Here is a 24,422-nt window from a genome sequence, read left to right on the forward strand (position 1 = left end):
TTGCAGGGTGTGTGGTAGGATCAAAGCTGCCGATCTCCCCCCTGTTTGGACCGGGGACATCGCGAACAAGTGTGCGAGGACATCGCGAACAGTTTCCCATCTTATCGTTGGCTTGCGTTGAGGTCGATGGTTTGGATTTTCTGATGACGGAAGTAGGCGTCGAAGACGCCGTCGGTTTCGGTAGGGCGGAAGGCGACGGCCTTGCCGGCAAACGCCTTGCAGATCTTGACGGCGTGTCCGAACAGCGAAGTTGTGCCCTTCTGCTGGATTCTGCGGACCTGGTCGCCGGGCGCGTATTCGAATGGCTGGACGGCATCGGCGAAGTCGCGCGCCGAAGCCCGATAGCGGTCGAGCGGCACAGCGTCCGCAATGGCCTGGTGCGGCCGCTCGGCGTTGTAGATGTGACGCCAGGCATCGAAGGCGCGCTGTGCCGCCTGCAGGCTGTCGAAGGGCGGCCCCTGCAGCGCCTCGGCCTTGAGCGTGCGGTGGAAGCGCTCCTCCTTGCCCAGCGTCTGTGGGTGGCAGGGTCTGGAATGGCCGATCGTTATGCCGTTCTCGATCAGCCAGACGCCGAGCATGGTGAAGTTGTTGCGGCCGCCGTCGCCCCAGGGCGGGCCGTTGTCGGTGGCGATGCGCCACGGCAGGCCGTAGCGCCGGAAGGCGGCGATCAGGCGGGTTTTGACAGTTTCGGTGGTTTGGTCGGGGCAAGCTTCCAGCACCAGCGAGAAGCGCGAATGATCGTCGAGCACGGTCAACGGGTGCAGCCGCCCGGCGCGCAACGGCACATGGCCCTTGAAGTCCATCTGCCACAGGTCGTTGGGAGCGGCGTGCTCGAAGCGGATGAACGCTTTGGCGCCGCCACCCAGCGCACCCAACTCGACGCCGTTGCGGCGCAGGATGCCAGTCACCGTCGAGGCGGCCGGATTGCCCAGCCCCTGGCGCGCCAGCACCCGGGCGATCTTGCGCCCGCCCCAGGCCGGATGCGTCGTGCGCACCGAAAGCGCTGCCGCCTCGATCTCGTGTGCGCTGCGCGTCGGGCTCGACTGCGGCCGGCGCGAACGCTCCAAAAGCCCGGCCTCGCCAATAGCCCGCCAACGCGCGAGCAACTTGTAAGCGCATGTCCGGCCGATCCCGAAGCGTCGGCACAACGCGCTCATATTCGCTCCTTCCGCCGCAGCCAGCCGCACAAACTCCAGCTTCCGTTTCAGCACGCTCGTGTCCTCGAATGGCATCTCGAACCCCCCAGCGCAAAGCGCGCCAAACTGTTCGCGATGTCCTCGCACACCTGTTCGCGATGTCCCCGGTCCAAACACCCCCTTGCGGGGGAGATGTCCGGCAGGACAGAGGGGGTGGGAGGGAACGCGACTTGCACAAAAGCAGCCTCAGCCTTCTGTTGACGCTTCCCCGCTGCTGCTTCATCCAAACGAGATGATGGCACCGGAGGTTTGAGAATGAATGGGGCATGGACATCCGATCGGCGAGCGTTCGGCGTTACTCATGCAAAAAGGCAAGCCCTCTGATGGCGCCGGTCAAGGTCGATCCCGCCAAGGTGCGCGAATTCAGCGATGCCGAAAGCTTTTACACATGGCTCGGCAAGCACCACGACACGGAAACCGAAGTCTGGATCAAGATTCACAAGGTCGGTTCGGGTCTGCCTTCGATCACGCCCAAGCAGGCCATCGATGTCGTGCTGTGCTGGGGCTGGATCGACGCCGTGCGCAAGGGGCTCGACGACAAGAGCTATTTGCAGCGCTACACGCCGCGCGGCAGGAAGAGCACCTGGAGCCAGATCAACGTCGACAACGTCGCCCGACTGGTCGAGGAGGGGCGGATGACCGAGCATGGGCTGAAACAGGTCGAGGCGGCGAAGGCCGACGGCCGCTGGGCGCGCGCCTATGGAAGCGGCAAAGACATGCAGATTCCCGACGATCTGCACGCGGCAATCGACGCCGAGCCCAAGGCCAAGGCGATGCTGGCGACGCTCAGCGCGCAGAACCGTTTCGCGCTTGCTTTCCGCATCCACAACATGAAGACCGAAGCCGGGCGCAAGAAGAAGATCGCGGCGTTTGTCGAGATGCTGAAGCGCGGCGAAACGATCTACCCACAAGGGAAGAAATGAGGGTTTGTGGCCGGCGTCGTGGCCGTCGCTGCGGATCGTCATCGGGTGTACGCTCAAGTCCGACGATGAACGCGGCACTGTTGCCTGCCGCTGGCCTTGAAACCACGTCAGGCTCCTCCATCTAGTTCGCAATAGCGCGCAACTTTCCGAGGAAGCGCCAGGAGTTGCTGGCCTCCGACAAACCAGAGTGGCCGCCCGCTGGTTTTTGGCGGGCAGCCTTAACAATCGAGCGTCTTCCTCGTTGTCGGACGAAGGGAGATCAAAATGGCAAAGGTCGTTTGCGTCCTCTATGACGATCCCGTCGACGGTTATCCGTCAAACTATGCGCGGGATGGGCTGCCGAAGCTCGACCGCTATCCCGGCGGCCAGACGCTTCCCACGCCGAAGGCCATCGACTTCGAACCGGGCGTCCTGCTCGGCAGCGTGTCGGGCGAGCTCGGCCTGAGGCCATTTCTCGAAAGCGCCGGGCACAGCCTGGTCGTGACCTCGGACAAGGACGGTTCCGACAGCGTGTTCGAACGCGAGCTCGGTGATGCCGAAATCGTCATCTCGCAGCCGTTCTGGCCGGCCTATCTGACCAAGGAACGAATAGCCAAGGCAAACCAACTCAAGCTTGCGATCACCGCCGGCATCGGATCCGACCATGTCGATCTGCAGGCCGCGATGGACCGCGGCATCACCGTCGCCGAGGTGACCTACTGCAACTCGATCAGCGTGTCCGAGCATGTGGTGATGATGATCCTGGCGCTGGTGCGAAACTATATCCCGTCCTACCAGTGGGTCATCAAGGGCGGCTGGAATATCGCCGACTGTGTGGCGCGCTCCTACGATGTCGAGGGGATGCAGATCGGAACCGTCGGCGCCGGCCGGATCGGCAGCGCGGTGCTGCGTCGGCTGCGGCCGTTCGACGTCAAGCTGCACTACACCGACCGCCACCGCCTGCCCGAGGCGGTCGAGAAGGACCTTGGCGTCACCTTCCACCCGGACGCCGCAGCCATGGTCGGCATCTGCGACGTGGTGACGATCAATGCCCCCCTGCATCCGGAGACGGAGAACCTGTTTGATGAGGCGATGATCGCCAGGATGAAACGCGGCGCCTATCTGGTGAATACCGCGCGCGGCAAGATCTGCAATCGCGACGCCGTCGCCCGTGCGCTGGAGAGCGGCCAGCTCGCGGGCTATGCCGGCGATGTCTGGTTCCCGCAGCCGGCCCCCAAGGACCATCCGTGGCGATCGATGCCGCATCACGGCATGACGCCGCATATTTCGGGATCGTCGCTCTCGGCCCAGGCGCGCTATGCCGCGGGCACGCGCGAAATCCTGGAGTGCTGGTTCGAAGGCCGGCCGATCCGCGAGGACTACCTGATCGTCGATGGCGGCAAGCTGGCCGGTGCCGGCGCGCATTCCTATAGCGCGGGCGACGCCACAAGCGGCTCGGAAGAGGCGGCGCGCTTCAAGGCCAAGGCGTGATCCAACAAGGCCTGATCCAGGCGGGATCAGGTCTGCCGCAGGTCGAAACGCGGCAGTTCGCGGGTATCATGTAGGCGATGGGCCGGATGGCCTCCGCATCCCTCGTTGCATCGACCGGCGGGGCCAAAGAAACTGCCAGCCGTGATGTCTCCGATGGGCCCCTTCGCCCGCTCTTTGCACAGTAACGGTTTCTTCTCTGATTTCGCCGCAGAATGGCCGCGACGGAGCGGGCAAAGTCCAGGGCATGGCCGACAAGAAGAAACGCAACGGAGAGTTCTGGGAGCTGGCGCTCGAACGCGCGCATCTTGGCGTCTGGGACTGGGATCTCGCGAGCGGCGACTGTTTCTATTCGGCAATGTGGTCGCAGATGCTCGGCTATGGCGAGGGTGAGCTTGCCAAGACAAGCGATCTATGGCTGCAGCTGACGCATCCCGACGATCGCGAGCGGGCGGTGGCCAGCGGCGAGCGCCACATTGCCGGCCTGACCGATTCCATCGAGACCGAGCTCAGGCTGAAGCACAAATCCGGTCACTGGGTATGGGTTCTCGATCGTGGCGGGGTGGTCGAGCGCGATGCCGGGGGCCGGCCGGTCCGGCTGATGGGCGTCCAGACCGACATCACCAAGCAGAAGCAAGCGGAAGCAGAGCTCGAGCAGGTGAATGTGCGCTTTCGCCTGGCATTGGCCGCCAGCGGCACCGGCATCTGGCATCACGACCTCGCCGCACGCAAAAGCTACTGGGACGAGCGCACTAGGGAAATTTTCGGGCTTGTCGCCGACACCGACGAGGTGTCGAGCGACCTCTGGCACAGCTATCTGCATCCGGACGACAGGGACTACGCCGAGCGGGCGCATAAGGTGCCGCTGCAAACCCAGAAGGTCGTTGCCGTGCAATACCGCATCATCAAGCGGGACGGCGAGGTCCGACATATCGAATCGCTGATACGGTTCATCGCCGACGCTCAATCGTCGGGTCAGATCCTGGGCACGGTGCGCGACATCACCGAGGCCAAGCAACGCGAGCAGGAGCTTGCCCACGCGGCCGATCACGACGCGCTGACCGGCCTTTTGAACCGCGCCGCATTCGACCGGCTGCTGGCCCAGCATATCGCAACGGCGCGCCCGCTCGCGGTCTTCTACGTCGATCTCGACTACTTCAAGGCCTTGAACGACTTCGCCGGCCACGCCGCCGGCGACCTCGCGCTGAAGAGCGTCGCCGAGGGCATTCTGGGCTGCCTGCCGCCGTCGGTGCATGCCGCGCGCCTCGGCGGCGACGAGTTCGCGCTGCTGGTGCCTGATTGCGACGCAGCCCAAGCCGAGCGTATCGCCGGCGCCGTTCTCGCGGCGATTCGCGACGCCGATCTCGGCTCGACGGCGACGTCGCGCAAGCTCGCGGCCAGCATCGGCATCGCCTTTGTCGCCGATGCGAATACCGCGGTGGCCGACGCGCTCGCCTGCGCCGACGACGCCTGCTATGCGGCCAAAGCTGCCGGGCGCAATCGCTTCGCGGTGTTCTCCCCTGAGACAACATCCGGTTCCGGCGGCCTCAATGCGGCACGGCTGGCGGCCGACACCGTCGATGCCATGGAGGACGGAAGGCTGAAACTGTTCGGCCAGGAAATCCATCGGCTCGGAAAACCCTGGGATGAGAACCGCCATGTCGAGGTCCTTGCGCGGCTCGCCGGGCGCAACGGGCGGCTGATTCCACCGGACGAGTTCATCCCGGCGGCGGAGCGGTTCGGCATCGCCTCGCGGCTCGACCGCTGGATCATCAGGACGGCGCTCTCGCTTCATGGTCCGGCGCTGAAGTCAGGGGCGCTGACGCTCGGCTTCAACCTGTCAGCGCAGACGCTGAGCGACCCGCAGCTTTGGGATTTCGTCGACGCCGTCATCGATGAGACCGGGGCGCCGCATTCCGGCATCGGCTTCGAGATCACGGAGACCGCCGCGGTCACCAATTTCACTGCTGCCGAACAGTTCGTCCGCAAGGCGCGCGAGCGGCGCTGCCGCGTCAGCCTCGACGATTTCGGGGCGGGCATGAGCTCGTTCGAATATCTCCGGCGCTTTCCCGTCGATGCGATCAAGATCGACGGGTCCTTCATCGAGCATATTGCGGAGAGCCGCTTCGACCGCGAAATCGTCTCGGCCATATCGGGCATCGCCAAAAGCCTCGGCTGCTCCGTGGTGGCGGAGAAGATCGAAGAGCAGGACGCGCTCGACATCCTCAGGGATATGGGCGTTGCCTTCGGCCAGGGATTTCTGCTGCACCGGCCGGAGCCGCTGCAAGCGATCGTGGCACGGGCGAGCGCGCAAGCGGCTTTGCCGGTGGGACGGCAAGCCTAGCTAGGCTGATAGGCCGTTCAGGTTGCCGGAACAGGTTTAGCTGTCCGGCAGCGTTCAAGGACGCAGCCAATTCGTTCTCGTCAATGCTGGGCGTGTTCATCGTGGCGCTTGAGGAGCGGCTGCCTTCCTGGCCGATGCCTTGCCGCCTACTGCACCGCCTCGTGGGACTAATTCTTCCGCTTGGCGGTGGATGGCATCGTCGTGCTCACCCAGCCTTGAGCCTCGCGCATGATCTTCAGCGCTTCATCCCGCGTCAGGCCGCATCTCCTGGCAAAATAGGTCGCCTCATAGGCTTCCGCCGAAGAGACCGCGGAAATGCTGGACGGTTCCAGTTTTGACTTCTTCTTGGCCATGCCGGTTCGCCGACTGTGAATCGATTAGTCAGCTAATATAGCACCTTTGTTTGTCAAGGCAAAATCCCGGGCAAATGGCGAGCGGGCAAGTGGGCGAGATCCGCCTGCCGTGCCAATACGCCATCCGTAGCCAAAGGCAGCGTTCCACGGGGAGGGAGGTTTATCCTGCAGCCGCTCGGGCCCGGCGCTGTTCGGCCTTCTCATCATCTGAAAGGTGGTAAGGCTGGATAAGCACTTCCGCTGGAATGTGCCAATTCTTGTGGATTTGGTGCACCATATCCATCGTCAGCAAGCGCTTCCTGTTCAAGATTTCCGAGGCCCGCGAAGCCGAGCCGATGACTTCGGCAAGGGCCACCTGCTTCTACAGATCGATGGATTCAGTTCGGAGCGCCAGCCGTCTCAGCGCTGTGCGGTGCAACCATCAGGACGCGCGGCTCTGCCGGGCATAGATGGCGTCTGTCTCGGAGGCTGTCTCGTTCAAGAGGCGGCAAAGCGAAGCGGCCTCATCGTGACGCAGGCCGATCAGCGCAAGCGCCGAAAACTGGGCCGGAAGATCGCGCCTGGCGTCCCACACCATCCATCGGCCGTTTGGCTCCATGACACATTCAAAGCGCAATGCACGGTCCGACATCCGACCTCCCAACGATTCACCGTTGGGTGGTATCGCGTCAAAGTAAACGAGTTATTGAAACCTGGCGTTGAATCCGGTCGATAGCGCCGGCAGGCCGGAAACAGGCGGCATGGTCAAGCCGCGGTGATGATCCAGGCCGACGCCGCCGGGTGCAGATCAGGCATTGCGGCTCGCCATATGCGCATCGAGCTTCTTCCTCGAAGGCCCGTACCGTTTGATGATCGTCGCGGCCTCGCTCGGCGGTATGCCGTATTTCTTGGCAAAGGCGGCGACTTCGTAAGGCTGCTCGCTGGAAGCCAGCTTGCGATCCTGCTTGGTCTTGGATTTGTCGTCGGCCATGTCGTCCTCCGTCACATGTGGTCTTTATAGGGCTCCTTGGTCCGACCGACCATCCTTGTCCGTTGGGAAAAGGACGGCACGCCGGCCTCGTCCTGGCATTGTTGGCGCGTTGCAGCGATCTGATCGGATCAAGACTGATCGGCTGCCCGGCACGGGCGGTCCGATGCTGGTTCCCGCTCATGGGCTCGAACCACGATTCACGCCTTCAAAGGGCGCTGTCCTACCATTAGACGAAGCGGGAATAGAGGAAGTGGACGCTGTCTAGCACTTTCTCATCCGCGCATGAAGCCGCTTCATGCAGTCATCTGCTTGAGCATGTGAGACACTGCCTTTTCAGCAGGGCCTTGTAGAGATAGGAGCAATCGCCGTGATTAAAACCGACCTCCGCGACGTCTACCGAGACTACATTGCCTGCCTGAATAAGCAGGACTGGCCGAAGCTGGGACAGTTCGTCGATGATGAGGTGATCCACAACGGCCGGCGGCTCGGCTTGTCAGGTTATCGCGAAATGCTGGAGAGAGACTTTGATGAAATTCCGGACCTTTATTTCAATGTCCAGATGCTGATTTCCGATCCGCCTTATATAGCGAGCCGACTAGGTTTCGACTGCACGCCGAAAGGAACGTTCCTTGGTCTCCCTGTAGGTGGGAGGAGAGTTTCCTTCGCCGAGAACGTGATCTATGAACTTCGCGACGAAAAGATCGTACAAGTATGGTCAGTCATAGACAAGGCGGCCATCGAAGCTCAGCTTTAGCGCGAGAGTTTATCGCGTGTATAGTCTCAAGGCAGTCTTAACCTTGCTGGATTAATGGCCCTGAGCCTAGACGCGGGTTATCGCGAACAGCCATGCCAAAAGTTCCAGCAACAATAGAAACAGAGCAAGCTGTAGCGACATGCGCAGGCGTTGAATGATCCGCCAATTGTTGGCCATGTCGGTTTTAATGCGGAGCGCAAGCGCGCGGTGCATCACATCCATAGATCCGGAAGGGTTTTGATCGACAAAGTCCTGGAGCAACTGCTCTGGATCGAAGCGGAACGTATAGGCGTAGTAGGGCCACAACATGATGACGACCAGCAGCCCGATCAGAAAAAGCAGCGCCAGCGCCAGCCAGTCCCACGGCCCGAGCCCATCCAAGAGAGCTCTGCCGCCGAGGAGAGAACTCACGAACGCGGTTGCAAAGATCAGATTGCCAGCGCGCGTATTGAGGCTCTCCACCACGTTCTGCTGGTGTTGGAGCCCACGCACCGCCTCCGCATAAACAAAGGCCAGACGAGGGTCAGGTGCCGCAGCGGGCTGGGAATGGCTTTCTCCCGCTGATGAAGGATGCTCGGGCATGAGTGCCGTCCCGCGTTCCGATATGAACAACGATATGAACAATGGCAGCTGCCTGTCTACCGCCTATCAAGTCTACCGGGTGTCAAGTCTATCGCCTGTCAGGACCGCCGGCCTTGACGCCTGAACACTCTGCCCCAGATTACCCGGCGGAGTTTCAGATATGCGATACGACTGGCAGGGGCCGCCCAGATTCCTGGAACGGCATTTCGGCATTGTTATTGCAATTGGCCTGGTCGCAGGGCTGTCGGTCCTGGCCGCGCTGGGCTACACGCCTTAAAGCCTCGGATTCGGCGCCCAAATCCCTAATGTAAGCGAAAAGTAACGGTGCGACGCAACCAGACGGGCGCCACGTGCATTTCAATGCATGACGACGATGTTTCGCCCCGATATCCCCGCAAAATGCTGCGCCTATTGCGGCGGGCGCGATCATGGCTACGAGGACTGCCCGAAGCGGAAAGCTGACGCCGAACAGCGGAGAGCGGGGCGCCCCGCCGCACTCAGCGGACAGAGCGCTTCAGCATCGTCGCCTTGCGCGAATCATCGTTCATACGCGTCTGCCAGCCCGGGCCTTGCGCACCTAGAGCAATTCCAGGAAAAGTGTGAAGCGGTTTTCCGTCCGGAATTGCGCAAAAACAAAGAGATAGAGCGGTTCGGCGTTTCCGTGAAACGATGAACCGCTCTAGGCCGGCTGCGGTCTTAAGAGGTAGTCCGCCGGATCGCTCGCCTTAGCGAAGCAAGCCTTGGCCGCCTCGTTCCGTCTGTTCCACGAAGGCCCGTAGCAGTTCCATTCCTGTTGGCCATTCGCCGAGGCCACTGTCGCCATTGATGTGGCCGAACGGTCCGGCGACATGCAGCTCGCTGCCCCATTGGCCGGCTTTGGCCCTGACAGAGTCCAGCGAGCCATAGGGATCGTTGGTGCTGGCAACGACCAGCGAGGGAAAGCGAAGCCGCTGCTGCGGGCTGCCGGCAAAGCGGTGCGCGACAGAGGGAAAGGCTGACGCCGCCGGATCTGGAACCGCGACCAGGAATGCACCGCTGACGTCGCGGCCCGAGATGTGCTGCCAGTGCGCGACCAGCAGGCAGCCGAGGCTGTGAGCCACGAGCACGGGCGGTGTCTTGGCCTCGGACACCGCAGTTTCCAAGGCAGCGACCCAGTCGTCGAAATCGGGCAGGTCCCAGCTCGCCGGCGTGAACCGCCGCATGGCCGGGTTCACCCGCTGCCAGCGGGTCTGCCAATGGGCCTCGCCCGATCCGCCAATGCCCGGCACGATGATGAAGTCAGTCATGGGAATCCTTGTTTCTCCTGGATGCTCGCCCGGATTCTAGGTCTTTCCCTGGCCGGTGGAATGAGAGATCATCGGAAAACAGCGGCGAATTCCGATGGATTGAAGGTTTCCATGCAGAACGGCATTTATCGTCCAAAACTTGATCCCACCGATGTGGCGATCATCGAAGCCCTGCAGGAGGACGGCCGGATCGGCATTTCGGAGCTCGGCCGGCGCGTCGGCCTGTCCCAGCCTGCCACCTCGGAACGGGTCAAGCGGCTGGAGGAGCGCGGCATCGTCGCCGGCTACAAAGCGGTGATCGATCCGGCGGCGCTGGGGCTCGGCACCATGGCCGTCATCCGCCTGCGCACCACGCATGAGCACATCCAGGCCTGCCTGAAGAAATTCGCGCAATTGCCTGAGGTGATCGAAGTGCTGCGGGTGACCGGCGAGGATTGCTTTCTCCTGAAAGTCGTCGTCCCGTCGCCGCCCGACCTTGAAAGCATCGTCGATGCTATCGGCCGCTATGGCGCGGTGACGACAAATGTGGTGCTGCGCGCCGAGCAACCGAAACGGCTGGGGCGGGAGCTGATGACGAGGCCGTGACCGAAGCGCTGCCATCCGACAGAGCTCCGAAAAAGGAGTGCTGGAAGGATTTCATTAGGGCAGGCGGCCTCCGCGCTGTCGAGCGTCTATCGCTTCTGCGTATGCCCAACGGCATTGGCGAAAGAAATGCCACCCTTGATTTCGCGCATGGCCATCGAGGTGATCGTCCGCCGCACGCCGGGCAGGCGGCTGAGCTCGACGCGCAGCATCCTGTCCAGCGCCATCATGTCGACCGTCACGATCTGCAGGAGATAGTCGGCTTCGCCTGTCGTAGCGTGGCAGCGCCGGATCAGCGGATGTGCCTGGACTGCGGCCTCGAAGGCTTCGGAAAGCTCGAAATCGATCGACACCTGGATGAAGGCTTCGATGCCGAAGCCGAGCTTGGCCGGATCGATCCGCGTCGAGTAACCGCGGATGATGCCGGCGTCCTCCAGCGCCTTGACCCGCTTCCAGCACGGCGTCTTGCTTAAGCCGACCTCGTCTGCGAGCGCCGCGAAGGAGATTCGCGCGTCGCGTTCCAGCGCCGCGACGATCTTCCGATCGAGGGCATCCAGCATATATCGTTCTCCAAAATCTCTTCATTAACGGACGTTCGTCCTTCATTTCCTGCATTTGGATAACAAAAAGGAACAATGTTCAAGCCAAAAGCGCTTATCCTTCAAGCTCGGACCGAACAGATGCCCTGAGACCCTATGGGCCGGGCAAAGGAGCAACTGCCATGCACAAGCCGGACTATTATGCCCGCATCGAAGCGCCTGAAATGCGCGATTACGGCGTCTACCTCAGGTGCGACAAGCTTCTCGCCTGCCAGAAGCCGCTGGCCGAGATGGTCAATGCCGACGAGCTGCAGTTCCAGATCGTGCACCAGGTCGAGGAGCTGTGGATGAAGCTCATCACCTACACGCTGGTCGACGTCGTCGACTTCCTCGAGCAGCAGAACACGCATCGCATCGTCACGCTGATGGGGCGCGTGCATCGGCTGATGCGCATGATGACGGCGCAGCTCGACCTGCTCGAAACCATGTCGCCCAAGGAATACCAAGAGATTCGGCTGCAGCTCGGCAATGGCAGCGGCCAGGAATCACCGGGCTTCAAGCTCCTGCTGCGCATGCCGCCGGACTTGTGGCGAGCCTTCAAGGCGTCCTATCTCGATGGTCGCGGGCTGTCGGTCGAGGATGTCTACGATGCGAGATACGATCACGGCGACAGCTATGTCGTCGCCGAGGCGCTGATCGAATTCGATGAGCTGTTCCAGAAATTCCGCGCCAACCATCTCTACCTCATCCACCGCTCGATCGGGATGGGCGCGAAATCGCTGAAGGGCCGGCCGGTCGAACTGCTTGAGGCCGGCGCCCGCCACCGCTTCTTCCCGGAGCTGTGGGACATACGCTGCGACATGACCGACCGCTGGGGCAGCCAGTATGGGACTGTGCGGGACTCGATCAGCCACCACGCGGCCGAGTAGGGGCAGGTGCAGAAACCTTTTGATGTCGGCTGGACAGCGCCCCCCTCTGCCCTGCCGGGCATCTCCCCCAACTTGGGGGAGATTGGCTGTCACCACGGCATTCACCAATCGCCAACCTCGGGGGGCGAGCACGGCGCTGAAGCTGCCAATCTCCCCACTCGTGGCGCGAAGGAACGCGGCGATGCCCAAAGTCACGGCATGGCATAGAACCCAGTCCTGCAATGCGACCCGCTTGCCTCTCTCCCCTGCAAAGCTATTTGAATCCTGATGTCGGGATCGTCGCACTCCGTCCGTCCTTGGGGCGAAACCCGTCGCAACCCCGGAGGACATCATGTCGTTGGAGGCCGCCCAATCACCCGTTCAATCACCGTGGCAAACCGCGGCAATCCTCGTTGGCCGGCTGATCTTCGCGGCCGTCTTCCTCATGGCGGTGATTTTCAAATTCACCGACATGGGCGGCACCGCGGGCTACATCGCCGCTGCCGGATTTCCGTTCCCGCTGTTTCTGGCCTGGTGCGCGGCCCTGCTCGAAGTCGTCCTCGTTCTGTGCTTCCTGACCGGAGCCTTCTTCTCCTGGGCCGCACTTGTCGCGGGCGCCTACGTGCTGTTCCTCGGCTTTGCCTTCCACGGGCCATCGCACTGGGCCGGCAACCAAGCCGAGTTCGGCTTCTTCGTCGACCATTTCACCTTCCTGGCCGGGCTGCTGTTTGCTGCCGTCCATGGGCCGGGCCGCGTGCTGGCACTGAAGCTTAGGTCTGCGAGCTGATCGCGAACCTTCGGTCGACCTGCCATCTTTGATGTGGGGAGGGCGTCACATCTGGTCGTTGTAGGGTTCCTTCATCTGGCCGACCATGCGCGCCAGTTTCGAGAACGACGGCATGTCCGTCTCCGGCTGACACTGATTGGCCAATTCCAGCAGCCGGATCGGGAAGTTGACGGCATCGCGGCTCGATGCCGACATGCCTTCAGACCGCTCCTCGCTGGTCTCGCTGGCTTCGGCCCTGCGCAAGGCGATGTCTATCTCCTCGACCGAGAGCACGCCCTTGCGGACAAGGACCTGATTGATCGATGCGACGGCCATCAGCAGGCCTTCGAGTTGCAGATTGGCGACATTCATGGCTGTTGCTCCCATTGGCTAGAGTCCAAACGCACGAATGCCGGTTCCGATCCGGCATGGCGGTACCGGGATCGGGCGCTTCGCAGGCATTCGTGCGCGAGAGTCGCTCGATCGAGGAATTTTTTCCTCGAATCGAGCGCTCCACCATTGACTTCGTGACGGCAGTTATGCTATTGATTTGGGCATGGTGCTGATTTGCGCCAACGACCCGCCCGCCGAGGCGGGTTTTTTGTTTTAAGTCCCTTTCGAACGTTCGCTGCCTGTTGCCGATATCAAATGTCGGCGGGACAGCACCCCCCCTCTGTCCTGCCGGACATCTCCCCCACAAGGAGGGAGATTGGATGTCAGCTCGGCTTTCGCCAATCTCCAGCATCGCGGGAACAGGGACCGCGCTCGAACCGCCAATCTCCCCCCAAGTGGGGGAGATGTCCGGCAGGACAGAGGGGGGCGCGAAGGAACGCAACGCGTGTGATCGTCGGTGTCGCTTACTGGCCTTTGTCAAAGTGTCTCGATCCTCCCGCAACGCACACCACGTCTGTCAGGTTCACACCCCATGTCCAACCGTTACGCCACCATCATCGCCGACGATGACGGCCGCGAGGTCGTTAGCGCCATTGGCCAGTTCGAGGGCGCCGCACCTGTGCGCCACGGCCGGGTCGAGCACGTTCCGGCCGGCGTGCGGATCGGCATGGTCCGGGGCGGTCCCGTCGATGCGGCTGGTGGCTTTGGCTTTCCCTTGGCGGGCGTCGGCGACAATGCCGTGAGTGTCGTCAGGGCGGCGCTCAAAGCCGTGTCAGCGACCGGCAAGGCAAAGTCCGGCAGCACGGCTGTGGCAAAGCCCGAAGCGGCAAGCCGGCCGCGGAAACCAAAGGCAAAGCGCGCCGGCAAGCGGGCGAAATCCCGCAAGCGACCCACGCCGGCAGTCAAGAAAACGGCGAAGCCCGAGATCGTGGCGCTCGCCGGGGCTGCGGGGTAGGGCATGGCCGAGGATACTTTCGACGACGAACCGCCTGGCGTGACGGAACCCAGGTCCTCCGGCCGGCCGAAGCGGACGAAAAAGACGCTGGCCGATGGTTTTCTGGAAGCCATCCGCGCCGATTTCCGGGCGCATGGCGCCGGCGTCATCGCCGAGGTTCGCACCGAAAAGCCCGACCAGTATCTGAAGATCGTGCTCTCGGTTCTGCCCAAGGATCTGCATCTCAACATCAACAGTCTGGAAGCATTGAGCGATGACGAAATCAGGCAGCGCATCCGCGGCCTCGAAGCTGTCCTCCGGCCATTTCTCGCAAAACCGGGCCTTGCAAAACCGGGCCTTGCAAAGCCTGTCCTCGCCAAGCCTGGTCTCGCAAAGCCGGGCCTCGACGGCAAAGACCGAGTATCTGAGCCTGCTCAGGGAATTGGACCGCAGACGCCGCGCTAATCATCTTGCCGCGTACCGGCCCTATCCAAAACAGGCCGAGTTCCATGCAGCGGGCGCGACCAGCCGCGAGCGGCTGTTCATGGCCGGCAACCAGCTCGGCAAGACAAGGGCCGGCGGCGCCGAATGGGCGATGCACCTCACCGGCCGTTATCCCGAGTGGTGGCAAGGCAAGGTTTTCGACACGCCGGTGCGGCTGTGGGCGGCCGGCGTCACCGCCGAGGGCACGCGCGACAACCCGCAACGCATCCTGATCGGCCCGCCGCAGCAGCCGGCCGCGTGGGGCACCGGCATGATCCCGGCCGATGCCATTGTCAGCACCATTATGGGGCGCGGCGTGCCGCATGGGCTCGACAGCGTCGTGGTCCGCCATGGTGGCGGCGGCGATGTCCAGGCCGATGAATCGGTGCTGTCGTTCAAGAGTTTTGAGAAGGGCCGCGAGAAGTGGCAGGGCGAAACGCTGCACGGCGTTTGGTTCGACGAGGAGCCGCCGCTCGACATCTATTCCGAAGGGCTGACCCGCACCAACGCGACGGGCGGCATCACCATCGTCACCTTCACGCCGCTGCTCGGCATGTCGGATGTGGTGCTGTTGTTCTTGTCGGCGGAGGAAGTGGAGGGGATGGGGAGAGGGTGAGGCGAGTTCAGGAAGGAAGCATTCGCTTCCTCTCATCCGTTGCGTTCCTTCGCGCCCCCCTCTGTCCTGCCGGACATCTCCCCCACGAGGGGGGAGATTGGCAGTTTCCGCGTCCCGCTTGCCTGCAACCGTTGGAGATTGGCGAAAACCAGGGTGACATCCGATCTCCCCCCAAGTGGGGGAGATGTCCGGCAGGACAGAGGGGGGCGCTGTCCCGCCAGCGCGAAAAAGATCTCGCCCAAACAACACCATACGTCCGACGACTGCCAAAACGATTCAAGCCGGAAAGCCGCACAAATGACCCGCCACGTCACCTTCATGACCATCGACGATGCCGAGCATTACACGCCGCAGCAACGCGCCGAGATCATATCAGCCTATCCAGCTCATGAGCGCGAGGCGCGGGCCAAGGGCATTCCGGTGCTGGGCTCCGGCCGTATCTTTCCGGTGGCGGAAGAACTGATCGTCTGCGAGCCGTTCCGGCTGCCGCGTTATTGGCCGCGGCTCGGCGCGCTGGATTTCGGCTGGGACCATCCCTCGGCCGCTGTCGAGCTCGCCTGGGATACGGAGGCCGATGTCGTCTATGTCTCGAAAGCCTGCCGCGCGTCGCAGCAGACGCCCGCCATGCAGGCGCTGACGCTCAAACCCTGGGGCGAATGGCTGCCTTGGGCCTGGCCGCGCGACGGCCGCCGCGAGACGCTGGAAGGGGCGGGCGTTGCGCTGGCCAAACAATATGCCGCGCACGGGCTGAACATGCTTTCCAGCCATGCGCAGTTCGCCGACGGCTCCGTCTCGGTCGAAGCCGGGCTGATGGAAATGCTCGACCGCATGCAATCCGGCCGCTTCAAGGTGTTCTCGACGCTTTTGCCCTGGTTCGAGGAGTTTCGGCTCTATCACCGCAAGGACGGGCAAGTGGTGAAGCTACGCGACGATTTGATGGCGGCGACCCGCTACGGCGTGATGATGCTGAGGGAAGCGGTGGTCGACCCGGCGGAGTTCAGGACGTTGCGGAAAAGCGGTAAGATTTCCGACCCGCTGGAAGATTATCGGTGATCTTCTCCAACACATCCTCTTCTAACACGTCAACAAGTCCCCCAAAGCAGGGGGGCCGTTAGCATACGTGATCGTGAATGTGCTGATTAACTAGCGGTTTAATTAATGTGTAAAGTTTGAAATAACTTTCATCTAGATTGGCGTGCAGCCCCACTCTAGACCCACCCGACTTCGACCGGGGGTGCGTTTGTCTGGAGCGTCGACGGCTGATGGTTCGTCCGCCATATCGCGCTGGGCTCCTGGTCGCCGACGGCATGGGGTTCCGCCTGTCTCCCCGGTGCTGGCCGCACCGATATCCATGATGCCGCAAAACTCCGAAACCTGTGAGGCGGGGCGGACGACGCTGCATTGTTTCGACGGAATTCACGGGGCTTCTGGCGGCGGGGATCCGCAACGCCGGCAACTCCGCCGTCTCTCCAATAATCGTCGATCCGACAAAGCCCGCGAATGCGGCGGCCGGCATGCAATGCGATCAGCCATGCCGTGATCTCCCGCAGAGCGACCCCCTTTTGTTCAGAGCCAGTTGGGCAGGAAACAATTAGATGGCGACCATACCTCTCCAACTGGCGCAGCGCCGGCTCGATACCGGCAACGTGGTGCGATATCCGCAGGGATCGCCAATCGGCGGCGCCATGCAAGACCTGGGCGGCGAGCTTTCGGCCGTCTCCGAGCGCTTTCAACAGCGCAAAGAGCAGCAGGAGGCGTTCGACGCCGAAATTGCCCGCCGCAAGATGATGGACCAGATCGCCCAAGCCGAGGCCGATGTGGCGGGCAATGCAGCGCCCGATGGTGCCGGCCTGCATGACGCCATGTACGGCCAAGTCGATCCGCGCAGCAGCCAAGTGGTGAAGCCCGGCCTGTTCGACACGCTGTTCGACGATGCCCTGCCGAAAATACCCGAAAGCCAACGTGCCAATTTCGCCAGGCAAAAGGAGACAATCCGCGCGATGGGTTCCGAGCGCATGGCGGCGCGGCAGCAGGCGCGCCGCGACGAGTACGAGCAGGACCAGTGGACCAAGGTCGAGAATATCTCCACCAACTCCATCGCACGGAGCGACCCTAACGATACCGCGAACTTCGAGGCGATCCGACAGCACGGCCTCGACCTGATCGCCAAGATCGGCAACCCGCTTGCCAGGCAAGCGGCGGAAGTTGCCTGGCGGAGCAACACGGCCAAGGCGTTGATGCTGGCGACGATCGGCCTGGACCCGAAACGCGCCGCCGAAATGCTCGGTGCGACACAAGCCGGCGATAGGACCAAGGACGATACCGCCGCGGTTGGTGGCGAGCCGAGGCAAGACACTGCAAGCCCATCGGGCTCGAAGGGCGACGGCGTCGGACAGCTAACCCCGGAAGAGCGAACAGCGCAGGCGTTTCAAGACGACATTGCGCCCGAAGACCGGCCGGCCTTGGTCCGGCTGGCCCTCGCCGTCGATGCGGCACGACAGGTAGATACACGCGCCAATATCAGTCTTGCCGAACAGAATGCACCTGAAGCCATCAAGGATACCGGAGCCTATGACGGTCTGCTTCCCACTCCCGAGCAGTTCGTCAATGTTCATGGCGCGACGGAAGGCGACAGGCGCTTTCAGCTATTCAACCGGGCGGTCAATGTCAGCCGTCAATTCCACGACATGCGTGATGTGCCCAACAACGCAATAGACGCTATGGTCAACGACGCCAACACTAAGGCGGCCAGCGCAACGCCGGAGGAGGGCAAAGCGCGACACGACGCCATCGCCGCGGCCGCCGATCTGACGTTCAAAGCAAGGCAAGGCGATCCGGGCGGATATGTTCGCAGGGCTTTCGCGAAGCTCGATGCTGCCTGGAACAATCTGTCGAAGCTGGAAGACTATCAAGTGGCAATCGTCGGCTCCATCGCAGCCCAGCAGCAGATGGGCTTTAAGACCATACAACCGCTGCCGAATTCCGTGGCGGAACGGGTTGTCGACACGCTCCGAGATCAGAATCGACCTCCACAGGACCAGGACGCGGTTTTGCGCAATGTGCTCATCGCGACGCCTCGTGAGCAACGCCGGGCAGTGCTCGATCATTTGCTTCGAACCAGCGTATCCAAGGTTGCCGACAATACGGCCGATAGGTCGCTTCGGGCGGCAGTGGTTGATCCCATGGGTCTGCTCGACCTCGCCAATACTCCCTTGGGAGATGGCCACTCGGAACAGCATTGGGAATCCGACCACCCGATAAGCCATGATCAGGATGGCGACCAGGCCCTAAGCTGGTCCGATTGGTTCAACAGGAAGATTCCTACCTATGGCATTTACGGCGGGCCTGGCTGGACTGGCGGTACTCGGGGTGGTGGTTTTGACCTACCACCTTTTGATATTCAGGACGGATTCTATAAGCAACATGACGGGGACTATCGCGACGCGAAAACGCCGGGCGATGTAATCGCGGCCGATAGGAAACTTGTAGCGTCTTTGAAAACATACCTCGACAATGAGGATTACATGAAAGATCCGGCCTTAAAGACCGACGAAGAGCGCAACGAGGCGTCAACATATGCTTCGCGCGCAATGAAACTTTTCCAAGGTAAAATTGCTGGAGAGATGGCGCTCCATATACCGAGCGCCATAGAGATTTCGGCTCGCGATGATGCGCAAAGGGCTTACGATGACGCACAATCAGCCGTTGGACAGGCGCAATTTGGAAGTAGGATGTCATTTGGCAATTGGTAACGATCTGGATAAGCTCAGCACCCATCGTCATATATTGTGATAATTTTTTAGGGGATAACCGATGGAATTTTATATTTTCGGGTCTGTCTCATTTGTATTGGCAATAATATTGGCAGTGTTTGGTGTTATATCAGAAAGTATCGATTCCAATCGGCGTGTTTCTGTTATTTTTGTTGCGGCAATTATCAGCGTTCCAGGATATATAGTTATTTGGGATTTTGCTTTCTATAAAGAGATTTGGTTTTTTTGGTGGGGTTAAGCTGTGTGTTCCCGATTCCGCAGGAGACAGTAGATGGCAATTTTTTTTTGGGGATTTGTGAGCCTTGTGTTGGCGATATACTTGGCAGTAAAAGGCGTCAGGTCCAAATCATTGACGCCGCTTCAGCGCGCTTTTGTCCTTTTTGGAGCTGCAGCACTTAGCGTTCCCGGATTTTTTACTATTTATTTTTTATTCGTAGTTGCCATTCTGATGCATGACAGCCCATTCTGATTTTCAACGCCTTTAAGTAAAGGCGGTGCGCCGTCTGTGGTCGGTGATATCTGAATTATGCAAATCCCAAGGTTTCGGATGAGAGTAATCTTGTCTGGATATATAAGCTTGACGGCCCAAAGCTTGGACAGCATTGGCACGGCACAGTGCACGAGCTTCGGAAATTTCGCCCTCGCACCGGGATGACGAAGGATACGCATGACGCTCCGTATCATCCCCGCAACCTTGCGCGATCTCTCCTACATCGCCGCCAATCTGCGCCCCGAGGACCGGGCCGAGATCGACTGCCAGCTCGACCATTGGTCGCCGGCGCTGCTGGCGCTCACCGCACTGCAGGGTTTTGCTTATGTCGCCGAGCTCGGTGGCAATCCGGAAGCCGGCTTTGGCGCTGCCGAGCAGCGCGGCGGCTTATGGATCGCCTGGAGCTGGGGCACGCGCCGCATGAGGCGCTGCGTGCCTGGGATTACTGAGTTCTTTCACGCCGTGCTCGGGCCGCAGGTCGCTGCGCGCGGCGCCTGGCGGGTCGAGGCGCGGGCACTGGCTGCCAATGAATTGGCGCTGCGCTGGCTTGCCGGGCTGGGCGCCACTGAACGTTGTCGTCTGCCGGGCTACGGCCGCAACGGCGAAACCTTCATCCTCTATGACTGGACAAGAGAAAGCTGGAACGATGTGCCTTTTTCAAAAGCCGCCGGCGCTGAAGCCGCTGCCACCAACACCGACCATTGCCGACAAGGACGTGCAGGCGCGCGAGGCAGCGCTCCGGGCTGAGCTCGAGCAGCGCCAGGGAACGCTGAGCACTGTCAAGACCGATCTGTCGCCCGGTGATCTCACCGGCCAGCGCCGCGTGCTTCTGGGGGTGTGAAATGGGCGCGATGAAACGGGTGTTCAGGAGCCGGGGCGACTGGCCCTGGTGGTATTGGCGGCGTCTGGCGCGGCTGGTGAAGCGGCGAGGATAATCTCCCCCCTTGAGGGGGAGATGTCGCCGAAGGCGACAGAGGGGGTCGTCGCGCGTAAAGCGCCAACCTCCACTGCCGCAAGAGAGGAAGCCGCGTCTGGTCGTGCCGACCCCCTCTGGCCTGCCGGCCATCTCCCCCTCAAGGGGGGAGATTACGCCTTTTTCGCGAACGCCCAGACCATCAGCGGGTATTCCTCGTCGTTGCTCAAATCGCGCCATAGGCCGTAGGCGCGCACTGGGCCGCCGATATGGGCTTTGGCGCAAGCTTTGTTGCCCCAGCCGAACACTTCTATGTCGGCTTCGGCGAAACCGCCTTCGACCATCACCTGCTTCAGGCCGGCGGGGGTCCAGCGGTTGTAGTCGTGCGGCCTGGCATGCACTCTGAACAGGAACGGTGTCGCTACCATCGCCCAGCCGCCCGGTCTGGTCATGGCATGGATATTCTGTGCCGCGGCGAGCGGGCGTTGCACATGCTCCAGCACCTGGTCGGCAATGACGACGGAATATTGCCGGTCGGTGCGGTCCTTGCAGATGTCGAAGTCGGGGAAATCGACCGACGTATAATTGGAGCACATCGTCTTCCAGTAGCGGTTCCAGCCGGGCGAGACCTCGATCACGTCAGATGATTTGCGGCCGTCCGCCTCAAGAAACGCGGTGAACGCCTCGATCTGCCTGATGCGCAGCCAGTTGCGGGAATCGTAGCCGATCAGCCGCTTTGCAACCTGCTTGCTTCGCCTCGTCAGGGCACCGGGTAGGCTCTCCGTCATTGTCACATCGACCTCCTTAAAGGCCCGCCGCGCCTCCCTTGAACATCGCAAAAGCGGACAAAATTCGACCGCGCTAAAATAAGCTGAGATCACCGAAGAAAGATTGCCATGACGAGCGATTCCCGTGCCCACGATATCCTGTCGCGACAGGCCGAACTGGAGAGCGAGCGCAGCCAGTATGAGGCTGTCTGGGAGGCGGTGTCGGAATTCTGCGATCCCGATGCCCCCGACATCTGGAGCGGCCGCCGGCGGTCCGGCGCGGGCCCACAGGCCGAACGGCAGGAGCGGCGCGGTGCCCGTGTCTACGCCAACACGATCAACTCGGCCGCCAACCGGCTGGCCGCCGGGCTGGAAAGCCTGATCATTCCGCAGTCGGAAAAATGGCACGGGCTGTCGACCGCCGCCATGAATGACGAGGAGAGCGACGAGGAAAAGGAATGGGCGGAAGCGCTTCGCGATTTCCTGTTCTCTCTGCGCTATTCCGCCAATTCGAATTTCGTGCCGGCGACGCAGGCCTGCCTGCGCAATGTCGTGCGCTACGGCCCGGCCTATCTCTATGCCGAGGAGGGTTTTGGCGGCACGCTGATCCGCTATGCCTCGATCCCGGTGGTCGAGGGCTTTCTCTCGCGCAACCGCTGGGGCCAGGTCGACACATTCCACCGTCGCTACGAGCGCACCGCGCGGCAGGCGGCGCAGCTGCTCGGCTATGAGAAGCTGCCGGCGCGGATCAAGATGCTGGTCGACGACCCGGCCAAATGCGAAACGAAGATTTCGCTGATCCAGTGCATCCAGCCGCGCGACGAGCGCAAGATGTACCGGCTCGGCGGCTCCTACCAGTATCTCGACACGGCCTTCGCTTCCTATCACGTCATCGAGGACGAGGAGGTCATCGTCAGGGAAAGCGGTTTCCGCTCCTTCCCGGTGTCCTGCTTCAACTGGCGCCGCTACGAGGGCGACCCCTATGGCATCTCTCCGACCATCGAGGCGCTGACCACGGTGCGCGAGGAAAACGCCGTGCGCCGCTCGGGCCTCAGGGCGCTGCAGCAGATCACCGATCCGGCGACCGCTTCCAAGGCGCGGCTCGACTATGTGCCGGTGCTCAATCCCGGCGAGAATTATCCCGGCCTGATCGACGACCAGGGACGGCCGCTGATCGCGCCGATCGCCACCGGCCAGAACCCGACCTATGCGTTCAATTACGCGGAAAGCCGGGCCGAGGAGATCCGCGACATGATGTTCGTCAACCTGTTCCAGACGCTGGTGCAGAACCCGCAGATGACGGCCACCGAAGCCTTGATCAGGCAGGAAGAAAAGGGCGCGCTGCTCGGACCGTCCGGCTCGATCATCCAGGCTGGATTCGCCAGCAATCTCGACCGCGAGTTGGGCATCCTGGAAGACAAAGGACTGTATGAGGAAGACAGCCGCTTCCTGCCGCCGGCGAGCCTGGCCGGCAAGGCGGTGCGGCCGACCTTCACCGGCCCGCTCGACGTGCTGCGCCGCTCGGCAGAAGCCCGCGACACCATTCAGGTCGTCACCACGGCCATGCAGATGGCGCAGTTCGATCCCGGCGTCATGGACAATATCGACGGCGACGAGGCGCTGAAGATCGTGCAGGGCGCCGGCCGCAGCCCGCAACGCATCTTTCGCCGCCAGGACGAGGTCGCCGGTATCCGCGACGCCAGAGCCAAGGCTCAACAAGCCCAGGCTGGTATGGCGGCGATCACCACTGCCGGCAAAGTGGCCAAGGATGGGGTGCCGGCGGCGATTCAGGCGCGCGACAGCGGCCTGCTCGATGGCTTGCAAGGCATGCTGCAGGGTGGTCAGCCTGACACGTCGGGCGGCCCGGCTGCGCCGGGTGCCGGCGCATGAGCCGCAAACGCTTCGCCCATTCCGGGCAGGCCGGCGGTCCGGCGAAAGCGCGTGATGCGCTGACCAAGGCCTATCTCAGGGTTTTCTCCGGGCAAGACGGCGAGATGGTGCTGGCCGATCTCGCGGCGACGACGGGCTATTACCGCCGCCCGTCCTATGGCGAATGGATGGCCCGGACCAGGACACCGAATGGCTTCGAACTGCACAGCGCGCTGAGCAACGCGCGCGCCGAAGTGGTGCAGCACATTATGGGGTTCCTGACGCTGGATGAGGCGCAGCTGGCGGCGCTGGAGAAGGCGGCGAGGCTGGAAAGCAAGTGATCCCTTCTCCCCTTGTGAGGGCTTTGCACGGGGAGCGAAGTGGATTTCGGTGGTCAGTGAGGGCCTTTTTGAAGGCCGGCAGAGCGGTTTTCCGCGGCCCTTGCGGGGCCTTTGTCGGTTTAGGCAGCCATCCTGCCGGATTGTGGACGCACTCCTCCCTCATGTCCGCCTCTCATCGGGTGGATAGAGGACGCCAATCATGGTGCGCAGATTGTAAGCGCAGGCGGCCAGTATGCACTGCGTGCGGTTGGTGGCGAGGTTGAAGAAGCGCAGGCGTCGCATGCCGTAACGCTCCTTGAACACGGCGAAAGGCCGCTCCACTGCCGCCCGCACCTTGGCGATCAGCCGGTTGCGCAGCTTGTGGCGCGGCGGCAACTCGGGGTGATGCTTGTTGGGCCGCCGCATCAGCCGGTCCTTAATGTTGGCGGCGGCGAGCCGGGCATGGCGGGCGTGGGTGTAATAGGCTTGATCGCCATAGGCCGCCTTCTCGTCGCCGCAGATCAACTGGTCGGCCGGCTCGGTGTCGGTGACCGAGGCGTCGCTCGCCTCGACACGCCGGATCAAGGTGTGCTCCTGGTCGACGCCGATGTGCATCTTGTAGCCGAAGGTGCTCTTCTTGCCCTTCTTGCCCCAACGCGCATCCTTGTCGGCCGACGGCTTGACCGGACCTTGGTGGCCCTTTTTCGGCTGCTTGGGCGGACGGCCACGAGCCTGCAGGAACGTGGCATCGACCAAGGTGCCGCGCTTGACGATCAGGCCCTTCTCCTCCAGCTGACGGTTGATCTCCTCAAAGACCTTGTCGATCAGTCGCTCACGCGTCAGCTCCTCGCGGAAGCGCCACAGTGTCGAATGGTCGGGCGTGCGGTCCGAAAGGCTGAAACCGGCAAAGCGGCGGAACGACAATCGGTCCCGGATCTGCGCCTCAAGCGCCGGATCGCTCAGCCCATGCCACATGCCCAGCAAAAGACAGCGCACCAGCGGTTCCGCCGGATAGCTGGTGTTGCCCGAGCCAGGACCGCTGCGCTGACCCAGCAATGTTCGGATCGGCGCCCAGTCCAGTTCCTTCGATACTAGGTCGAAAATCGTCTCATCCGACGCCGCCAGACCGTCCGCCAGACTCAACTGACCCAAAACACGATCCGCCATCCCGAATCTCCCTGCTCCAACCTTCAC

Annotated in this window: 26 protein-coding genes, 1 tRNA gene and 1 pseudogene; 17 read left to right on the plus strand and 11 right to left on the minus strand. The window is 62.1% G+C overall.

From position 1 onward, the window contains the following. Positions 1-101 precede the first annotated feature (101 nt). On the minus strand, positions 102-1,232 hold the full coding sequence (locus EJ075_RS22115) for an IS481 family transposase (RefSeq protein ID WP_126104210.1): 1,131 nt from the start codon (positions 1,230-1,232) through the stop codon (positions 102-104). Between the two features lie 287 nt (positions 1,233-1,519). Between EJ075_RS22115 and EJ075_RS22120 the strand changes: the two genes are divergently transcribed. The 3 genes from EJ075_RS22120 to EJ075_RS22130 all read left to right on the plus strand — a co-directional run bounded on the left by EJ075_RS22120 (position 1,520) and on the right by EJ075_RS22130 (position 5,930). Beyond that, positions 1,520-2,119, plus strand: a complete 600-nt coding sequence (locus tag EJ075_RS22120; protein ID WP_126105743.1) for a YdeI/OmpD-associated family protein — start codon at positions 1,520-1,522, stop codon at positions 2,117-2,119. A gap of 264 nt (positions 2,120-2,383) precedes the next feature. Next, complete coding sequence (locus tag EJ075_RS22125; protein ID WP_164547163.1) at positions 2,384-3,589, plus strand: NAD-dependent formate dehydrogenase; 1,206 nt, start codon at positions 2,384-2,386, stop codon at positions 3,587-3,589. A gap of 244 nt (positions 3,590-3,833) precedes the next feature. Next, complete coding sequence (locus EJ075_RS22130; protein ID WP_126105745.1) at positions 3,834-5,930, plus strand: EAL domain-containing protein; 2,097 nt, start codon at positions 3,834-3,836, stop codon at positions 5,928-5,930. A 167-nt stretch (positions 5,931-6,097) separates the two neighbouring features. Here EJ075_RS22130 and EJ075_RS22135 read toward each other — a convergent pair whose 3' ends face one another. The 4 genes from EJ075_RS22135 to EJ075_RS22155 form a co-directional block, all read right to left on the minus strand. Next, on the minus strand, positions 6,098-6,283 hold the full coding sequence (locus tag EJ075_RS22135) for a hypothetical protein (protein WP_095482706.1): 186 nt from the start codon (positions 6,281-6,283) through the stop codon (positions 6,098-6,100). 421 nt (positions 6,284-6,704) lie between these two features. Then, positions 6,705-6,914 carry a hypothetical protein gene (locus EJ075_RS22145; protein ID WP_126105746.1) on the minus strand — a complete coding sequence of 70 codons (210 nt, stop codon included), beginning with the start codon at positions 6,912-6,914 and terminating at the stop codon, positions 6,705-6,707. A gap of 156 nt (positions 6,915-7,070) precedes the next feature. Beyond that, entirely contained in the window at positions 7,071-7,253 is a 183-nt protein-coding gene (locus EJ075_RS22150) for a DUF3606 domain-containing protein (protein ID WP_095482704.1), read from the minus strand. A 167-nt stretch (positions 7,254-7,420) separates the two neighbouring features. Beyond that, positions 7,421-7,494 (minus strand) — tRNA-Gln (locus EJ075_RS22155). Between the two features lie 126 nt (positions 7,495-7,620). On the opposite strand from EJ075_RS22155, the gene EJ075_RS22160 reads away from it, so the two are divergent. Further along, positions 7,621-8,007, plus strand: a complete 387-nt coding sequence (locus EJ075_RS22160; protein ID WP_095482703.1) for an ester cyclase — start codon at positions 7,621-7,623, stop codon at positions 8,005-8,007. 66 nt (positions 8,008-8,073) lie between these two features. Here EJ075_RS22160 and EJ075_RS22165 read toward each other — a convergent pair whose 3' ends face one another. Next, positions 8,074-8,589 (minus strand): hypothetical protein, encoded by a 516-nt coding sequence (locus EJ075_RS22165; RefSeq protein ID WP_095482702.1) that lies wholly within the window; start codon positions 8,587-8,589, stop codon positions 8,074-8,076. A 725-nt stretch (positions 8,590-9,314) separates the two neighbouring features. Further along, complete coding sequence (locus tag EJ075_RS22170) at positions 9,315-9,875, minus strand: alpha/beta hydrolase (protein ID WP_126105747.1); 561 nt, start codon at positions 9,873-9,875, stop codon at positions 9,315-9,317. Between the two features lie 111 nt (positions 9,876-9,986). On the opposite strand from EJ075_RS22170, the gene EJ075_RS22175 reads away from it, so the two are divergent. Beyond that, positions 9,987-10,460: an Lrp/AsnC family transcriptional regulator gene (locus tag EJ075_RS22175; protein WP_126105748.1), complete on the plus strand. Its 474-nt coding sequence runs from the start codon at positions 9,987-9,989 to the stop codon at positions 10,458-10,460. An 86-nt stretch (positions 10,461-10,546) separates the two neighbouring features. On the opposite strand, the gene EJ075_RS22180 is transcribed toward EJ075_RS22175, so the two are convergent. Continuing rightward, positions 10,547-11,017, minus strand: coding sequence for an Lrp/AsnC family transcriptional regulator (locus EJ075_RS22180; protein ID WP_095482700.1), 471 nt, complete (start codon positions 11,015-11,017; stop codon positions 10,547-10,549). 161 nt (positions 11,018-11,178) lie between these two features. Here EJ075_RS22180 and EJ075_RS22185 point away from each other — a divergent pair, with 161 nt between their 5' ends. Both EJ075_RS22185 and EJ075_RS22190 read left to right on the plus strand, forming a co-directional pair. Beyond that, positions 11,179-11,925: a tryptophan 2,3-dioxygenase family protein gene (locus EJ075_RS22185; protein ID WP_126105749.1), complete on the plus strand. Its 747-nt coding sequence runs from the start codon at positions 11,179-11,181 to the stop codon at positions 11,923-11,925. Between the two features lie 331 nt (positions 11,926-12,256). After that, complete coding sequence (locus EJ075_RS22190; protein ID WP_126105750.1) at positions 12,257-12,691, plus strand: DoxX family protein; 435 nt, start codon at positions 12,257-12,259, stop codon at positions 12,689-12,691. Between the two features lie 45 nt (positions 12,692-12,736). Here the strand turns inward: EJ075_RS22190 and EJ075_RS22195 are convergent, their stop codons facing one another. Beyond that, positions 12,737-13,042, minus strand: a complete 306-nt coding sequence (locus EJ075_RS22195; RefSeq protein ID WP_126107416.1) for a hypothetical protein — start codon at positions 13,040-13,042, stop codon at positions 12,737-12,739. A 553-nt stretch (positions 13,043-13,595) separates the two neighbouring features. Here EJ075_RS22195 and EJ075_RS22200 point away from each other — a divergent pair. The 8 genes and pseudogenes from EJ075_RS22200 (at position 13,596) to EJ075_RS22240 (ending at position 20,106) form a co-directional block, all read left to right on the plus strand. After that, positions 13,596-14,018, plus strand: coding sequence for a hypothetical protein (locus EJ075_RS22200; protein ID WP_126105751.1), 423 nt, complete (start codon positions 13,596-13,598; stop codon positions 14,016-14,018). A gap of 3 nt (positions 14,019-14,021) precedes the next feature. Next, positions 14,022-14,462, plus strand: a complete 441-nt coding sequence (locus EJ075_RS33790; protein WP_245457984.1) for a hypothetical protein — start codon at positions 14,022-14,024, stop codon at positions 14,460-14,462. Then, positions 14,380-15,060, plus strand: a pseudogene (locus EJ075_RS22210) (terminase family protein); the annotation flags it as partial. The gene EJ075_RS33790 and the pseudogene EJ075_RS22210, both read left to right, overlap by 83 nt. Positions 15,061-15,249: 189 nt before the next feature. After that, positions 15,250-16,149 carry a terminase family protein gene (locus EJ075_RS22220; protein WP_281032976.1) on the plus strand — a complete coding sequence of 300 codons (900 nt, stop codon included), beginning with the start codon at positions 15,250-15,252 and terminating at the stop codon, positions 16,147-16,149. Positions 16,150-16,691: 542 nt separating this feature from the next. Beyond that, positions 16,692-18,848: a hypothetical protein gene (locus EJ075_RS33795; protein ID WP_245457986.1), complete on the plus strand. Its 2,157-nt coding sequence runs from the start codon at positions 16,692-16,694 to the stop codon at positions 18,846-18,848. Between the two features lie 61 nt (positions 18,849-18,909). Then, positions 18,910-19,107 (plus strand): hypothetical protein, encoded by a 198-nt coding sequence (locus tag EJ075_RS22230; protein ID WP_126105754.1) that lies wholly within the window; start codon positions 18,910-18,912, stop codon positions 19,105-19,107. Between the two features lie 33 nt (positions 19,108-19,140). Then, positions 19,141-19,338, plus strand: coding sequence for a hypothetical protein (locus EJ075_RS22235; protein WP_126105755.1), 198 nt, complete (start codon positions 19,141-19,143; stop codon positions 19,336-19,338). A 198-nt stretch (positions 19,339-19,536) separates the two neighbouring features. Beyond that, the gene (locus EJ075_RS22240) at positions 19,537-20,106 is read left to right on the plus strand and encodes a hypothetical protein (RefSeq protein ID WP_126105756.1); all 570 of its coding nucleotides are present in this window, start codon (positions 19,537-19,539) and stop codon (positions 20,104-20,106) included. Between the two features lie 339 nt (positions 20,107-20,445). On the opposite strand, the gene EJ075_RS22245 is transcribed toward EJ075_RS22240, so the two are convergent. Continuing rightward, positions 20,446-21,060, minus strand: a complete 615-nt coding sequence (locus EJ075_RS22245) for a methyltransferase domain-containing protein (RefSeq protein ID WP_126105757.1) — start codon at positions 21,058-21,060, stop codon at positions 20,446-20,448. Positions 21,061-21,168: 108 nt separating this feature from the next. On the opposite strand from EJ075_RS22245, the gene EJ075_RS22250 reads away from it, so the two are divergent. Next, positions 21,169-22,929: a portal protein gene (locus tag EJ075_RS22250; RefSeq protein ID WP_126105758.1), complete on the plus strand. Its 1,761-nt coding sequence runs from the start codon at positions 21,169-21,171 to the stop codon at positions 22,927-22,929. Next, complete coding sequence (locus EJ075_RS22255) at positions 22,926-23,249, plus strand: hypothetical protein (protein ID WP_126105759.1); 324 nt, start codon at positions 22,926-22,928, stop codon at positions 23,247-23,249. The genes EJ075_RS22250 and EJ075_RS22255 overlap by 4 nt, the downstream gene beginning before the upstream one ends. A 159-nt stretch (positions 23,250-23,408) precedes the next feature. Here the strand turns inward: EJ075_RS22255 and EJ075_RS22260 are convergent, their stop codons facing one another. After that, the gene (locus tag EJ075_RS22260; protein ID WP_126103272.1) at positions 23,409-24,395 is read right to left on the minus strand and encodes an IS5 family transposase; all 987 of its coding nucleotides are present in this window, start codon (positions 24,393-24,395) and stop codon (positions 23,409-23,411) included. Between the last annotated feature and the right edge of the window lie 27 nt (positions 24,396-24,422).

Origin of the sequence: Mesorhizobium sp. M6A.T.Cr.TU.016.01.1.1, from assembly GCF_003952585.1 — a bacterium.
Lineage (GTDB): Bacteria > Pseudomonadota > Alphaproteobacteria > Rhizobiales > Rhizobiaceae > Mesorhizobium > Mesorhizobium mediterraneum.